Annotated in this window: 12 protein-coding genes; 8 read left to right on the top strand and 4 right to left on the bottom strand. The window is 50.8% G+C overall.

What is annotated here, in order from left to right; genetic code table 11:
• Nucleotides 1-21 precede the first annotated feature (21 nt).
• Nucleotides 22-789 carry an alpha/beta fold hydrolase gene (locus ACGHM3_RS18480; protein ID WP_345422396.1) on the top strand — a complete coding sequence of 256 codons (768 nt, stop codon included), beginning with the start codon at nucleotides 22-24 and terminating at the stop codon, nucleotides 787-789.
• Here the strand turns inward: ACGHM3_RS18480 and ACGHM3_RS18475 are convergent.
• Nucleotides 786-2,042, bottom strand: a complete 1,257-nt coding sequence (locus ACGHM3_RS18475; protein WP_345422399.1) for an EAL domain-containing protein — start codon at nucleotides 2,040-2,042, stop codon at nucleotides 786-788. The genes ACGHM3_RS18480 and ACGHM3_RS18475 overlap by 4 nt on opposite strands.
• A 270-nt stretch (nucleotides 2,043-2,312) precedes the next feature.
• On the opposite strand from ACGHM3_RS18475, the gene ACGHM3_RS18470 reads away from it, so the two are divergent.
• Both ACGHM3_RS18470 and ACGHM3_RS18465 read left to right on the top strand, forming a co-directional pair.
• Nucleotides 2,313-3,524: an MFS transporter gene (locus ACGHM3_RS18470; RefSeq protein ID WP_345422402.1), complete on the top strand. Its 1,212-nt coding sequence runs from the start codon at nucleotides 2,313-2,315 to the stop codon at nucleotides 3,522-3,524.
• Nucleotides 3,525-3,534: 10 nt separating this feature from the next.
• Nucleotides 3,535-4,149 carry a LysE family translocator gene (locus ACGHM3_RS18465; RefSeq protein WP_345422405.1) on the top strand — a complete coding sequence of 205 codons (615 nt, stop codon included), beginning with the start codon at nucleotides 3,535-3,537 and terminating at the stop codon, nucleotides 4,147-4,149.
• Between the two features lie 98 nt (nucleotides 4,150-4,247).
• On the opposite strand, the gene ACGHM3_RS18460 is transcribed toward ACGHM3_RS18465, so the two are convergent.
• Together ACGHM3_RS18460 and ACGHM3_RS18455 are read right to left on the bottom strand one after the other, a co-directional pair.
• Complete coding sequence (locus ACGHM3_RS18460) at nucleotides 4,248-5,525, bottom strand: aminotransferase class I/II-fold pyridoxal phosphate-dependent enzyme (protein WP_345422408.1); 1,278 nt, start codon at nucleotides 5,523-5,525, stop codon at nucleotides 4,248-4,250.
• 142 nt (nucleotides 5,526-5,667) lie between these two features.
• Nucleotides 5,668-6,486, bottom strand: a complete 819-nt coding sequence (locus tag ACGHM3_RS18455; protein ID WP_345422411.1) for an HDOD domain-containing protein — start codon at nucleotides 6,484-6,486, stop codon at nucleotides 5,668-5,670.
• A 352-nt stretch (nucleotides 6,487-6,838) separates the two neighbouring features.
• On the opposite strand from ACGHM3_RS18455, the gene ACGHM3_RS18450 reads away from it, so the two are divergent.
• Nucleotides 6,839-7,966 carry an AI-2E family transporter gene (locus tag ACGHM3_RS18450; protein WP_345422413.1) on the top strand — a complete coding sequence of 376 codons (1,128 nt, stop codon included), beginning with the start codon at nucleotides 6,839-6,841 and terminating at the stop codon, nucleotides 7,964-7,966.
• Between the two features lie 90 nt (nucleotides 7,967-8,056).
• Here ACGHM3_RS18450 and ACGHM3_RS18445 read toward each other — a convergent pair whose 3' ends face one another.
• A complete protein-coding gene (locus ACGHM3_RS18445) occupies nucleotides 8,057-9,358 on the bottom strand; it encodes a cytochrome c peroxidase (protein ID WP_345422416.1) in 1,302 nt (433 codons plus the stop codon).
• Nucleotides 9,359-9,755: 397 nt separating this feature from the next.
• Between ACGHM3_RS18445 and ACGHM3_RS18440 the strand changes: the two genes are divergently transcribed.
• The 4 genes from ACGHM3_RS18440 (at nucleotide 9,756) to ACGHM3_RS18425 (ending at nucleotide 15,161) form a co-directional block, all read left to right on the top strand.
• Entirely contained in the window at nucleotides 9,756-11,279 is a 1,524-nt protein-coding gene (locus ACGHM3_RS18440; RefSeq protein WP_345422419.1) for an imelysin family protein, read from the top strand.
• On the top strand, nucleotides 11,266-12,801 hold the full coding sequence (locus ACGHM3_RS18435) for a di-heme oxidoredictase family protein (protein WP_390517396.1): 1,536 nt from the start codon (nucleotides 11,266-11,268) through the stop codon (nucleotides 12,799-12,801). The genes ACGHM3_RS18440 and ACGHM3_RS18435 overlap by 14 nt, the downstream gene beginning before the upstream one ends.
• A complete protein-coding gene (locus tag ACGHM3_RS18430; protein WP_345422425.1) occupies nucleotides 12,802-13,959 on the top strand; it encodes a DUF1513 domain-containing protein in 1,158 nt (385 codons plus the stop codon). It abuts the gene before it with no gap.
• 110 nt (nucleotides 13,960-14,069) lie between these two features.
• On the top strand, nucleotides 14,070-15,161 hold the full coding sequence (locus tag ACGHM3_RS18425; protein WP_345422429.1) for an imelysin family protein: 1,092 nt from the start codon (nucleotides 14,070-14,072) through the stop codon (nucleotides 15,159-15,161).
• The last annotated feature ends 35 nt before the right edge of the window (nucleotides 15,162-15,196 follow it).

The raw sequence follows: 15,196 nt of genomic DNA, 5'->3' as shown, positions 1-15,196 counted from the left end.
CCCTTGCGCTAAGGTGTTTCCTTGCAGTTAAATTTTAAACGCTACAACGACACCGGCCCCGTGTTGGTAATGATGCACGGTTTGTTTGGCTCCTGGGAAAACTTGGGTGGCATTGCTCGCTATCTAACCGAGCGCTTCCAAGTGTACAGTTTGGATATGCGCAATCACGGCGGCTCGCCGCACAGCTCGGCAATGACGCTGGCCGATATGGCCAAAGATGTGGTCGAGTTTTTGGATGCTCATCAGCTCAACGACGTATATCTGCTGGGCCATTCGCTGGGTGGCAAAGTGATGATGGAGGTGGCGTTATCTGCGCCGCAACGGGTAAAGCGCTTGGTGGTAGCCGACATTGCCCCGGTGGATTACGGTGTGCCGCGCCACGATGACGTCTTCGCCGGTATCGAGTCCGTGCAGTTGGCCCAGCTCACCGCTCGCAGCCAAGCCGATAAACAGCTGGCGGAGCACATTACCGAGCCCGCCATCCGCAGCTTTATTCTTAAAAATCTAGCCCGCAGAGATGACGGCAGCTATTTTTGGCGCATCAACGTCGCCGGTATCAAACAAAATTATTTTCACTTAATTGGCGCTAACCGAGCCGATGCCCAATTTGATAAACCGGTGTTGTTTATCAAAGGGGAGTTATCGGATTACCTACGCTGCGAGTACACCCAAGAGGTTATGCAGCGGTTTCCCAAGGCCCAGGTTAAAGTGTTAAGCGGTACTGCCCACTGGCTGCACGCCGAAAAACCCGAGCTGTTCGCTAGATTGGTGACCAACTTTTTAGCCTAAACCCAGCGGCTGATTGCTCCCTTATTAGGAACCCCCAGTAAAAAGCCTTGCCCCTTGGCAACGCCAAGTTGTTTCAAGCAAGCCAGTTCTTCTGCGGTTTCGACGCCCTCGGCAATGACATCACACTGTATTTCTTGCGCAAAAGTTACCATCGCACGGGTGATGGCCTGTGCGTCTCGGTTGCCATCAATAGATTTAACGATGGCTTGGTCGATCTTTATGATGTCTGGCTTCAGTAAGAGTATGTGCTTCAGGCATGCGAAGCCTGCGCCGACGTCATCTACGGCCAGCTTAATGCCTTTTTCTCTGAAGAGGGCAAGGGCACGATTCACCAATGCGTAGTCCTCAATAACATCGTGCTCGGTAATTTCGATGACCAAGGTTTGATCTCGCGGTAAGGCCTGGAGAATGGACTGTTGGTTACCCATTAGTGATTCGGGCGACAAATTCACCGAGATAGAATGCTTAAGAGGGCCGGGTAGTGCTTCCATAGCAGCGGTCAGCGCAGCCATTTCTAAATCCTGCTGTAACCCCACGTTACTCGCCTCTTGGAACCAATGCTCTGGCGTTTTTCTCGGCTTGGCTATAAACCGTGTCAGTGCTTCAAAGCCGCTTACCTGATTAGATTGGAGGTCGAAAATAGGTTGAAAAACCGGGAAGAATTGGCTCTCATCAATCACGTTTTTAATCAGCCGATGTTTGCGCGCATAGCCGCGCAGGCCGCCAATATCTTTTTCGATGACCAAGCCGGCACAGTGGGCTAAAAAGCGAAGGTTTTCTACATCACGAGCGCTAAGCGTGTGGTCGGGTTGGCGGCTAAAACAGCAAAATGTGCCGTACACAGTGTTGTCAGAAAAAATGATCGGCACGCCAATATAGTTGCCAATAGAATAGGCTGCGGTGGCGGTCAAACCTGCTGTGATGCTATTCTGGCTGGTGTCGAGAATCAGTTCCGGTAGCCGGCCATCAATGATTCTTAAACAATAGGTTTCATCCACCGGGTCACTGTCTTCGACCTGAAAGGGGCGAAAATCACCCTCGTAGTCTACGTAGCGAAATACTCTTCGGCCTTCAAAAATTTCTGAAACAAAGGCAATTTCCATTCCCATTGATTGCCGCACATGGTTTAACAGTTTTTTAAGTATGGCATCCGTTGAGAATAATTTTCTTTCAATGGTAAATGCCAGTAAATCACCGGCCAGATGAAAGGAATCGTATTGCTGTAGTGTTGGGTCGTTAAGTACTTTAGCCATGTTTAAGTCGCAAAAGGAAAACTCAGGTACGTTTAATTGATTGTGTGAGTATTGGCAGTGTGGGTGAATCTACTCTGCGCGCTTAAATGGTGGTTTATTAATAGAGGTTGTAATGATTGTTGAATTGACATTATTTTTCAAGGCGTATGATGAATGTTTTAACGGATTTACATTGGCGTTGTGCCGTATTTATGCGGTTTTGTATGGTGGAATTTGATTGGTTATTCGTCTAAATTTTTCGGCCAATAAAATAGAGCTCAGTTAGATTTTATGAAAATTTCGTTGTCGGCATGGGGCACCATTTTTGTTGCCTCCTGCGTGTTACTGTTGGCGTTTGGTTTTAGGGCCAGTTTTGGCTTATTTGTAGAGCCTATTACCACCGCCAACCAATGGGGCCGGGATACCCTTAGTTTGGCTTTGGCGATTCAGAACTTGGTTTGGGGGCTGCTAGCGGTGTTTGCCGGTGGCCTGGCAGACCGCTTTGGTGGCGTAAAAGTTATTATTGGCGGTGCACTGCTTTACGCGGCTGGCTTGTGGCTCACCGCTGGCGTCAATTCCGTCCTTATGTTGCAAGTTGGCGCCGGCTTTTTGGTCGGCGCCGGGATTGCTGGCACCGCTTTTGGCATCGTATTGCCACTTATGGCTAAAGCCGTCACAGCGGAACATCGGCAGTGGGTTATGGGTGTGGGGACGGCGGCCGGCTCACTTGGCCAATTCGTTATGGCGCCACTGGCACAACAATTTATTGATTGGTTTGGTTGGGTGGGCGCGTTACACGCCATGTCGTTAATGGCTCTTTCTATGATTGTGTTGGCCTTGCTGTTGGCCAAATTGATTGCCCACCAATTACAGCCTGTGGCACAAGCCGGGGCCGAGGACGATTTTTGGGGCGTCGTTCACCTGGCTCGTAAAATCGGTTCCTATTGGTTGTTAACCCTGGGCTTTTTTGTTTGTGGTTTTCATTTAGCCTTTATTACCGTGCATTTCCCCGGATATTTATCGGATAAGGGCTTTGCGCCGGAGGTGGCCGCTTGGTCCATCGCCATTATCGGGCTTTGTAATGTGTTTGGTGCGCTGGCGTCGGGTGTGATTTCTGGCCGCAAATCCATGCGCACAATGCTGCTATTGATCTATGCCGGGCGTGGCGTCATTACCGCCGGTTTACTGTTAATACCTCTGTCACTCACCACCGTCATTCTATTCAGTGCCCTAACCGGATTTTTGTGGTTGGCAACGGTGCCTCCAACCACTGGCTTGGTGGCAAAAATGTTTGGTGTGCGGTATTTGGCAACGCTGTACGGTGTGGTTTTTTTAGGGCATCAAGTGGGCAGCTTTTGCGGCGTTTGGTTGGGCGGTTGGCTGTATGAAAAAACCGGTTCCTATGATTGGATTTGGTGGATTAGCATTGCTCTCAGTTTTGTGGCGGTGGCGTTGCACTGGCCTATTAAAGAACGCTCGATGCTCGCTGCTAGGGCATGTTAGAGAAGTCGTTATGGAATTATCAGTAGTATTCGCCTTTATAGGCACCATCTTTTTGGTATCCGTCTCGCCGGGCTTGTGCATGACGTTATCCATGTCTTTAGGCATTCGCTTGGGCGTGCGTAAAACCTTGTGGATGATGCTGGGCGAATTGTTGGGGGTGGCTTCGGTGACCACCGCTGCAATCGTTGGCGTTGCCGCCTTATTGTTGGCAGACCCTTTGGTATTTACTGTTTTTAAATGGTTGGGCGCGGCGTATCTTTTTTATATGGGGTGGCAAACCTGGCAGGCCGAGCCAACACCACCAGAGCAAATTGCCACCGGTGCCACGCATTCTCGGCTGGCATTGGCGTCTCAGGGTTTTATTACCGCAGTTTCCAATCCTAAAGCCTGGGCTTTTTTGGCTGCATTAATGCCGCCGTTTATTAATCAGGATGCGCCTTTGTTGCCGCAGATGCTGATTTTTTTAGGGATTATTTTAATCGTCGAATTTATGTGCTTGTTGTTATATGCACAGGGCGGCAGGGCTTTTAATCGATTTTTACACAAACGCGGCAAGGCGCAGTGGCTGACCAAAGTCAGTGGTGCACTGATGTTTTTTGTTGGTGTGTGGTTGTTGTTTAGTTAAATAAATAATTAAATAAAAAAACGGGAGCAGCTGCTCCCGTTTTCGTGCTCTACACGCATTAAACCTAAAAGCCGTTGCGCTGCTAAGGCGTTAACTCATTAGGCCGCAAGGGCTTGGCGCACACTGGCCAGCTTAACGCTAAGGACAAATATCTGCATGGCCTTTTCCAGCTCATCCAATCCTGGCACGCTGGGCGCAATGCGGATATTGCGGTCTTCTGGATCCTTGCCATAGGGGAAGGTAGCGCCGGCTGGGGTTAATTTTACGCCGGCGTCCGCGGCCAGTTTTACCACGGCCTTGGCAAGGCCTGGCAAGGTATCAAAGGCAATAAAATAACCGCCCTCGGGGGATTCCCATTCGCCCATGCCCGTGTTGGCCAAATCTTCGTTGAGATATTTCAATACCATATCAAAGCGCGGCTTTAGGATGGCCGCATGCTTTTGCATGTGCGCTTGCAGGGCGTCCATGTCTGGCAAGAAACGCGCATGGCGCAGTTGATTTACCTTATCGGGGCCAATGGTGCTAACGCTTAAACCTTTAATAAACGATGCCAGGTTGGCTTGGCTAGCACCTAAAAACGCCACACCGGCACCGGCGTGGGTGACTTTAGAGGTGGAGCAAAACTGCAACACGGCGTCGTCGGTGCCGGCTTGGCTGGCGTAGTCAAAGATATTGGCCAGCGGGTTAGGCGTTGACACTAAATCGTGTACCGCGTAGGCATTATCCCAGAAGATTTTAAAATTAGCGCCGGCTACTTTAGGCAGCTCTGCCATGGCTTTAACCACGTCATCGCTGTAAATAATGCCGGTGGGGTTGGAGTACTTCGGCACGCACCAAACACCTTTGATACTGGGGTCGTTGCTGACTAACTCGGTCAGTGCTGCCATGTCGGGGCCAGTATCTGTCATGGCGACGGGAATCATCTCGATGCCAAAAAATTCGCAGATGGTGAAGTGGCGGTCGTAACCTGGCACCGGGCAAGCAAACTTAATCTTACCTTCGTTCTGCCACGCCGAATCTGGGCCATTGAAGCCTATGGTTAAAGCGTGCTGCACGGTCTGGTACATCAGCGTTAAGCTGGCATTACCGCCGGCTAATACCTGCTCCACAGGCAAGCCCATAATGGCGGCGCCCAAGCGTTTAATTTCTGGGATGCCGTCAAGGATTGCGTAATTCCGGCAATCGGTGCCGTCTTCAGCCTTGTAGTTGCCCGCCAGAATTCCGTCCAGGGCGTCGGATAGGCTCAGTTGCTCTGAAGAGGGCTTACCGCGGGTAAGGTCCAGTTTTAGGTTCTGGGCTTGGAAAGATTGGTACTGCTCGGCGAGCTCCCGCTCCAGCGCTTGCAGTTGCGTTTGGTTTAAGCTTTGAAGTTGCAATTTCAGCCTCGGGTAATGCAGGGGTGAATGTGGCCCGCATTATACGTACTCCCAAATTGGCCTCGCAACGAAAACTCAACATAAGATGGGTAAACTGCCCAGTGGACCGGGCAGTATTGAGCGAAAAGTAACCGTTTGGGGCTTAGCCGATCAGTTCTTCAATGCCTTCGTCGATCTCGTCTAGCTGGTCAACATTTGCCAACAGCTCTACCAAATCAATGTCCAGTGACACCGCTATGGCGCTTGGAAAATCCGCCAGCAACGCTTGTTTGTCGTTGTCCGCTTGGTCGGTTAGGTAGATAGCCAGGGCGTTGATGGCAGCCAGTGGGGTTGGGTGGTCCGCCCCTAGGGGCTCATTTTGATAGCGGATACCCTCGGCGATGTCCTGGGGGAATTTCCAGCGTTGAGCCAGTGACTCGCCAGCTTCTAGGTAGTCGAAGCCTAATTGATTGCGCTGTAGGTCTACCTTGTTTGCACCCTCGGCCACCAACAGTTCGATACCGCGGGCCTGGTCTGGCAATAGGATATGCATTAATAGGTCGCCAACGCAGTGGATCATGCCGCAGGTAAATGATGTTTCTGGGTTTTGGCGGGTGTATTTGGCCACCCACTTGGCGCGGTTGGCAACCATAAAGCTGCGGCGCCAGAACTGTTTAATATCGAAGCCTTCTGGTGTTTTAAAGGCGGCGGTAATGCCAGAGGCCAGCACCAGGGTGCGCAAAGCTTCAAAGCCCATACGCACGATGGCATCGTTCACCGAGCCCACGGTCCGGTTACCACCATACTTTGCCGAGTTGGCCAAGCGCAGCACTTTGGCCGTAAGGGCCTGGTCGGCGCTGACTTTTTTGGTGATGTCGTCAATCTCAAAATCGTCGTTAGAGAAAGATTCAATCAACTCTTGTACTACTTTGGGAATGCTGGGCAAATTGGCCGCATTGTCTATCAAGCTGGTCAGTTTCACGGTGGCTCCTGCTAGTTCTAGGCTCGTGTCATTATGTATTCAGCGTAGTTCAGGCCCATGCTGGGTGCTAATACACCTCTATATTTTTAGCGCATAAAAATAGATTTTTGCGATGAGCATCCTTTTATGGGCTTAAGCGGTCGGTGAGCCGGTGGCTGAGGCAGACCTTGCCGCGTTAAACAAGGCAGGGCTTATTAAGAGGTTAGATTGAAGTGGTAAATTGAGGCGCAATAGTAGAAGCTGATTTTATTATGGTTTTCTTGTGCGTCGGTTTGGCTTAATGTGACGGCTAATGTTGGTATAACGCTGAGCAGGGGTAACTCTGTTGGCAGTGGTTTTGGCGGGAGGCGCCGTGTTTCAGTCCAGTGATGGTCAGATAGACCAAAAAAAATTATTCCTATGGATTCTGCTTTTTGCTACGGCAGCCTTCGGTTGGATCTTATTGCCGTTTGCAGGGCCATTGCTGTGGTCCTGTGTGTTAGCGGTGTTATTTTCGCCGGTGAACTACTGGTTGCTACGTCGGTTCCCCAACAGCCCCAATCTTGCTGCCTTGGCCACGTTGATTTTGTCCATTCTGGTGGTGGTGATTCCGGTGATTATGATTACCACCTCGGTGGTTAACCATGCTGTAAGCCTCGTCCAGTCAATGGAAAACAACGAGGGTGGTTTTGGTGTCTACATCGACAAGATAACGGAGGCGGTACCGATTGTTTCCAGCAAACTGGAAAGCTGGAACATCGACATAGAAACTTTGCGTGGTGAGGCGCAAAAGTTTGTTACCAACGCCGCCAACGTGGTCACTAAACGTTCGCTGACCATCGGCCAAAATACCATGGCGTTCTTTCTGGCCACAGCCATGATGTTGTACGTGGCCTTTTTTATGTTGCGTGACGGCAAACAAATGATTGAATCCTTTAAAGCTACGTTTCCGCTGGATGACGCGCACGAAACGCAATTGTTCACTAAGTTTTCAGAAGTCATCCGGGCCACTGTCAAAGGCAACGTGGTTATAGGTGTTGTGCAGGGCACCCTGGGTGGTATTGCCTTTTGGGTAATTGGTATCGATGCGGCGTTGTTGTGGGGAACCATGATGGCCATTGCGGCTTTGATCCCTGCCGTGGGTGCAGCGCTTATTTGGGCACCGGTGGCGATTTATTTGTGCGTGGTGGGCGATCTTACCGCCGGCATCGGCCTGGCCTTGTTTGGTGGTGTGGTAATCGGGTTAATGGATAATATTCTGCGCCCTATATTGGTGGGCAGAGATACCAAACTACCGGACTATATCGTGTTGCTGTCTACGTTGGGTGGTTTGGCGTTGTTCGGTATCCATGGTTTTGTGGTTGGGCCATTGATCGCGGCTCTATTTTTCACTTTGTGGAGCATGTTTGTATCGGAGTTTAGCGATACGCCAACAGTGCATGAAGTGGAGGATACTGAAACAGAAAGCCAAGAAACCACCACAAAAAATAGCAGTGATTAATTCCCCTTAACGACAGCGCTGGGGAAATAAAAGTCGGTTTCCCCGGTGTATTGTGGTGGCGCGGTTAACGTGTCGTGTACGCCTGCTGAATTACTGCGTTAATCCACAGTCGTCGAGTTTGTCTTGTACCAGCGGCTCAAACGCTTCATCGGTCAGAGCGACCATAAAACACACAAGGCCTTCTATATCTTCTTGCGACATAATGTCGCCGTCTTCCAGTTCATCAAAGTTTATGTTGACGCTAACTTCTGGTGCCGCCCAGGGCTCGCCGGTTTCAGGATTAATGGTGTTATTACTGTTATTGAAGTGATCGTAAAAACGCATCACTGTATCCAGTTCGCGGAAAACACCGTTGTGCATATACGGCGCTGTAACCGCCACGTTACGCAGGGTGGGAACTTTTATTAAACCGCGATGGGCTTCCTCGCCTGTGTGATCGAATAGGCCTTGATCCGCCGGCTGATCTTGGCCAAGGCTCTGCTTTAAATTGATCAATGTTTGGTGAGCTGGTACGCCGATGTTGTGGTATTCGTAGCCGGTGAAGGTTTCTTGGGGGTGGTTGCCGCTTTGAAGCTGATGGCAAGTGTCACAGTTTGTAAATTGAGAGAAAAATAGGCCTTCGCCCAGAGCCGCTTTTGATAATAGAAACGCATCGTACTCGCCGGCGATGAATTTATCGTATTTAGAATTAAAGCGTGCAAACTGCTCCTGGTTTTCAAATTCGCTGATGGTGTCGGTGAGGGCATCGAACGCCAATTCTGTTGAGTCAAAAACGTTATCTCCGTACACATGTTTAAAAGACGCCTCTAAATCGGTGTCTTCCAAAATACGCGCTACCACGGCCGCTTCATCGGCCATGTTCATCTCTACGGGGTTGAGAAACGGCTCTCCAGCCTGGACTTGTAAGTTCTCTGCCCGGCCATCCACAAATTGGCCGCCAATGGCTCCCTCGTAATCGGCCACAGTGGCTCTATCCACGTTAACCCTGGCTCGCGTGCCTGTATCAAATTCCGGTGTTAAAGCGGCATAGGAAGCAGTGGGGGTGTTGCGTGTGCCCAGCGAAAAGCCGTCGTCACCCCGCGAAACTGCCATGACAAGACCGTCGTCGCCCAGCCGGTTATCGGCGAATGCCGCGTCCGGATTGTGGCACGTCGCGCAGGATTGATTGCGCTCTAAGGAAAGGTTTACATCGTTGAAAAGCGCCTCACCCAGTGCAACCTTGGTGCTGAATGCGGGAGTCGCAGGCTGTTCAGATACTGGTGCCGACGAACCGCCGCCACCACCGCCGCCACAGGCAGACAGCGCCAATACTGCAGTTAGAGACGTTAAAACTCCAGTAATTGATTGGGTTTTAGGAGGAAAAAGCGAAGACGGAGAGCTTAGGTTAACCATAGGTATCCAAAACGTGGTCAGGGTATGTCGTAGTCACAATTGCGCGCAAGATTAACCAAATCTGTTGCCAAACTGAAATCAGTTTGTGGTTTATCTCACGTTTTTGAACTCAACAGAGTGTAAAAAGCCATCGAGCTGATGTAAATCAAACGGAATCTCTTTGTTTTTAATTCTAAGAATCATTATCATTAGCGATAACGCGCCAAGGGTGTACGGGCGCGGCCTGCCAATGGTTCATTGCTGGGTAATCGACTCACCGAGCACACAGCCATTACCAGAAAAGATTTCTAGACAGGTTCTTGGTCGATCAGTGTGCAATGGATGCACCCGCTATTGGGGCGAGCAGCGTTTCGCCCATGAAATAAGACACGAGCATACCCATGCGAGGGACACGACTATGAAAACCAAATTTCTTACAGCCAGTATTGCGGCTGCATCCATTTCCTTATTGGCCGCTTGCGGAGGCGGTGGTGGTGGCGGTGGTGGCTCCAGCACCGACAACAGTACTGGTGGCTCGGGTACTGTCACCACGGATGTAATCAACATCGAAAATGTACAAAAAGTCCTCGAAACTAACGCTGATATCGCACTTGCCGCTTACAGCGATTCGGTGGATACCGCTCTGGAGCTGAAAGACGCGATTGATGCTTTTGCGGCAACTGCCGCGGGTGATCGTACCCAGGCGGACCAGGATAACCTAAAACGTTTATGGTTAATTTCTCGCGAGCCTTATGGTCAGACTGAGGTCTATCGCTTCCGTCTTAGTCCCATCGATTCCACTGATTACGCCAGCGAAGACGGCCCAGAGGGTGATATCAACGCTTGGCCTCTGGGTGAAGCATTGATCGACTATGTGCAGAATGTAAGCAGTAGTGATTTTGAAGCCGATCAAGTCGGTGTCATCGCCAACGGCGTGGGTGTTAACGCAGATGGTGCCGTGGATGGCACCGACACCAGCGCTAACATTATCAGTGTCTATACCGCCGACGAAATCACTGTCGACTTAATTGCCAACACCGCCACTGCCGACGATGAACATGATGTTGTTGCCGGTTACCACGCCATTGAATTTATGCTGTGGGGGCAGGATTTAAACGATAATGCTTTGGTAACCTATGGCGATGACCGTGACCAAGCCGTTAAAGCCAACGGCGCGGGTAATGTTGCCGCCGGTGGTCAACGCCCGTTGACCGATTTTACCAGCGACGCTTTTGCCGATCGCCGGGTAAAATTTATGCAGGTTGTGGCGGAAAAGTTGGTGGCCGATTTAGAAAGTGTACGTGACGGTTGGTTGGATGACGTTAGCGATAATTATCGTGATCAATTCACGGCAGTTGCAGACCGCGACGAGGCCATTCAGAAGCTGACTGAAATTCTTACCGGTATGGGCACCTTGTCCGAGGGTGAATTGGCCGGCGAGCGTATGCAAATCGCTTTCAGCTCGAATTCACAAGAAGACGAGCACTCGTGCTTTTCTGACAACACACACCGCGATATTTGGTTGAATGCCGAGGGCGTGGCCAACAGCTATTACGGTGATTACGCCGGTTATGACAGCGATCTCGATGGAACCGATGACGTTACCAGCCGTGCGGTTTCCGGTTATGGCTTCGATGACTACGTCGCCGAGATGGGCATTGATGATTTAACCGCGGCGGCGGATGCATTGGAAACGGCACTATCGGCAACTGAAACTGATTACATGGCTATTGATAGCCAAGCCCGCGCGGGCATGCCGGTGGATGTGTTGATTATGGACGCTAATCGCAACCAAGATAATCCTATGTACAGCACAATTCTATCGCTGAATGCGCAATCTGCAGAGATCGCCAATATTGCCACGGCGTTGGAAATCAGCGCGACAGTGGTAGACGACGATGCCTCTGGTTGTGATACCACCGACCCAGATGCTGAGTGCTAGTGTTAAATTGGTAGTGGCGTTTGCGGCAGGCCGGGGTGATCCCGGCCTGCTTCATTTTGTTAGACTGCTTTTATCATTGGTTGCAAGCTTTTGCTTAGTTGCCTGCCAGCCTAAAGGTGACAGTAATGCTCGGCCAGCGCCGCCCTTTAGCGTGGCCGAGCTTAAGCCGGGTGGTAGTGCCTCGGTAAGTACACGGCCCTTTGCGTCATTAATGTTACCCAGCGCCAATCTACCACAATCGGCGCGATCTCAATTTCATGCCGGCAAAGCTCTGGCCCATCAACCCTGGGTAAAAGCGCCCACGGTTACCAATGCCCGCGATGGCCTGGGGCCAATTTTCAACGCCCGCACCTGTTTGGCTTGCCACATCAATGGCGGCCGTGGCGATTTGCCCGCCGACGCCAGCCGGCCCATATTTGCGGCTCTGGTACGCTTGAGTATACCGGGTGTCCAACGGGAGTACGGTGCTGTTCCTGAGCCAACCTATGGCTTGCAGCTTCAAGGTCAGTCGATTTCCTTACAGCATCAATTTCGTCATCACCCGCCGGCGGCTAAGGTGCGCGAGGCTGCGCCAGAAAGTTACACCTATATTGACTGGCAAGCCAAAACCGTGGCTTACGCAGACGGTGAAACCGTCACGCTTAGGTTTCCCACACTGCGCTTTGCGGAACTCAACTATGGGCCAATGAGTGAACGGGTGTTGACCAGCTTACGTGCGGCGCCAGCCATTGCTGGCTTGGGCTTAATTGAATTAATCGCCCAGTCTGACATAGACACCCTGGCCGACCCAGAAGACAGCAATGGCGATGGTATTTCTGGGCGTGTGAATCTGGTGTGGGATGCCCATCAGAAAAAAGTTTTACCCGGCCGATTTGGGTGGAAAGCCAATCGAGCCAGCTTGATGACCACCGTGGCTGCGGCTTTTCAGCAGGATGTGGGTATTAGTAATCCAGTATTTCCTAGCCAGCCTTGCACTGAGCTGCAGCCCGACTGTACTGGCATGATCAACGGCAACAATAGCGAAGGCTTTGAAATTGACCAAGAGCTGCTGGATTTGGTGGTAGACTTCACCCGTAATTTGGCCGTGCCGGAGGCAAGGCTTTTGCAGTTGGGGGAAGAGCGTTTGCAGCAGGGACGGCAATTGTTCTACCAGGTAGGTTGTGCCGACTGTCACACGCCATCTTTCCAAACCCAATCAACAACCGGCTATAACAGCCACTTGGGCGGGCAAATCATTTGGCCTTACACGGATTTATTGCTACACGATTTGGGCCCTGAGCTGGCCGATAACCGGCCAGATTATCACGCCAGCGGCAGTGAATGGCGTACCCCTCCATTGTGGGCCATTGGGCTTAGCAACCAGGTAAACGGTAATGCTGTGTATCTACACGACGGCCGAGCCCAGAGTGTGGCGGAAGCCATTTTATGGCACGGTGGTGAAGCCGCTAGCAGCCAAAAACAATTTAGACATCTCGTCAAATCGCAACGTCAGTTGCTGATTGAATTTGTGGAATCGCTTTAAATGAGCCAGAGCAGAAACATCCAACTATCGCGTCGGCAGCTGTTAACCGCCATGGGTTGTGCGGGTATAACAGTGACATTGCCCTTGGCGGGCTGCGGCAATTCAAAAACGCAGAGAGAGGTAATTGCCTCGGCGGCAGGTGGCAAAGCTAATCACTTCAGTGTTTCGTGGGTTCACAGTCGGCAGCAGCAATTTACGGGTGACGTTCACGCGGCGGCTGCTCAATTTCGCGGTCACGATGTGGTGCAACATGCTTTGCGAGAAGATAGGTTGTTGGTGGTGGCCCGGCGCCCCGGCACCCAGGTTTTAGAAGTAGATATCAACCGTGGCGAGGTGGTGGCTTCGTTTACATGTCAGCCCGGTTTACATTTGAATGGCCATGCTTGCTTCAGTGCCGATGGCAAAACCTTGTTTACCACTGAATCCAATATTGCCAAAGGAGAAGGTGTCATCGTTGTGCGCGATAGCGATACCTATCAAGTACTAGCACACATGCCCAGTTTTGGGATTGAGCCCCACGAAGCCAAAATGATGCCCGATGGTAAAACCCTAGTGGTCGCAAACGGCGGCATACTTACCCACCCGGAATCGGGCCGCAAAAAACTGAATTTGGCGAGCATGCACTCCAGTTTGACTTATGTGGATGTCTTTACCGGTAAATTGGTGGATGATTTTACCCTGCCAGAGGCCAAATCGAGCATCCGTCATTTAGACGTTACCACCGACGGCAGCGTGGTGTTCGCCACCCAATTACAACGCTCGGCCATGAGCCATAACGAGATCGTACCGCTCGGTGGTTATCACAAACCCGGCCAACCGTTGCAATTATTTCAGCATCCTGCAGCGGTTATTTCACGCTTAGATGATTACATGGGTAGCGTGCGAGTCAATGCGCAAACTCGATTGGTGGGATTCACCAGCCCAAGAGGGGACCTCGCTGTGTTTTGGCATCTGGACAGCGCAGAATTTGTCGGTTATCACAGCTTTCACGACGTGTGTGGTATCGCTTGTTCTGTGGATAAACAGCAGTTTGTGTTGAGTAATTCTTTGGGGCAGCTGCGCCGGCTAAATGCCAAAACACTAGAAGAAGACCGTTCTCAGCGTGCAAGTTATGCGGGCACTGCCTGGGACAATCACATGCTGATAATTGAAGCTTAAAGCACATCCCCAGCGTGTAATCCGTTGCAAAACAACAAAGTGCTGTATCAAAGTTGGGCTGTGAATTTGCGTGCGCCCAATACTAATATAACTGTGATTAGAGAATGATTATGTGGGAGAAAAAACCCAGGGGTTGGATGATAACCGCGGCTGTCGCCGTGGCTGCAATTGTCGCTGGTTGCGTTGGCAAAGATCGTGGCGAAAAACCCATTGATGCCAGTGATATTAGCCAGGCATTAGAGCAAGCCGTCGACCAAACAATCATTCCTACGGTACAGGCTTTTAAATTAGAAGTAAGTACCCTGGAGCAAAGCGCGGAGGCTTTTTGTAATACGCCTAGCAATGATGCATTGAGTGCTTTGCAAAACGGTTGGCTGATCACATTTGAACAGTGGTATGCGCTATCCATCTACAACTTCGGTCCGTTAAACGACGATATTGTGTTCCCTGCCTACACCTTCATTGATTCGTTGCGGTTACGCGGCACAAATTATCTGGAGACCGTGCGCAGTGAGATCGCCAGTGATATCGACGATAGCATCACCTTAGATGCGGATTACTTTGCCGCCAAAACATTTCAAAATGTTGGTTTATTGGCGGTGGAGTCCGCTAGCTTTGAAACCAGTACGGCTGAGCATTCTCAGCAAGCGACAGATATCCTGGCCGATTTTAATAACCAACCGCGCAAGTGCGACGTGTTATTGAGCCTCACCGGGCAGCTGATGCGCTGGGCGGATTACACGGAAGAAGGCTGGTTGACCCAGTACAAAAACTCCGCTGAATCCTACCGAAGTTTATTTTTGAATGACCAGCTAGAAGACGGCTCAGCGCCTATTACCCAATTGATTGTTGCAGTACAGGAATTTTTGGATTATCTGCAAGCCAGAAATGTCGTCAATGTCGCCGCACCGCTGGCCGGCAACAGTTGGGCAGCCATCAGCAGCACCATTGATGCGGTAGAGGAACTATTGCAAGGGTCGGAGCATACCACCATTAGCTTGTTCGATATTATGATCGCCACCGGCAATCAGAATGCAGTGGATACTGTGCAGGGCAATATTGCGCAGATTCGCAGTGCCATTGCCAGCGAGGATGCCGATATGCTGGAGATCACCTTGGGCTACCTAGACGGAAATTTCAAACGTGAAATACCCGACAGCTTGGATGTTGAATTGGGGATTAATTTTTCCGACGGCGATTAATAGAGCAATCGACCCAGGTTTTAGAGTTTTAATTT

Origin of the sequence: Halioxenophilus aromaticivorans, assembly GCF_042850945.1 — a bacterium.
Classification (GTDB): domain Bacteria; phylum Pseudomonadota; class Gammaproteobacteria; order Pseudomonadales; family Cellvibrionaceae; genus Halioxenophilus; species Halioxenophilus aromaticivorans.
This window is presented reverse-complemented; position numbering and strand designations above follow the sequence as displayed.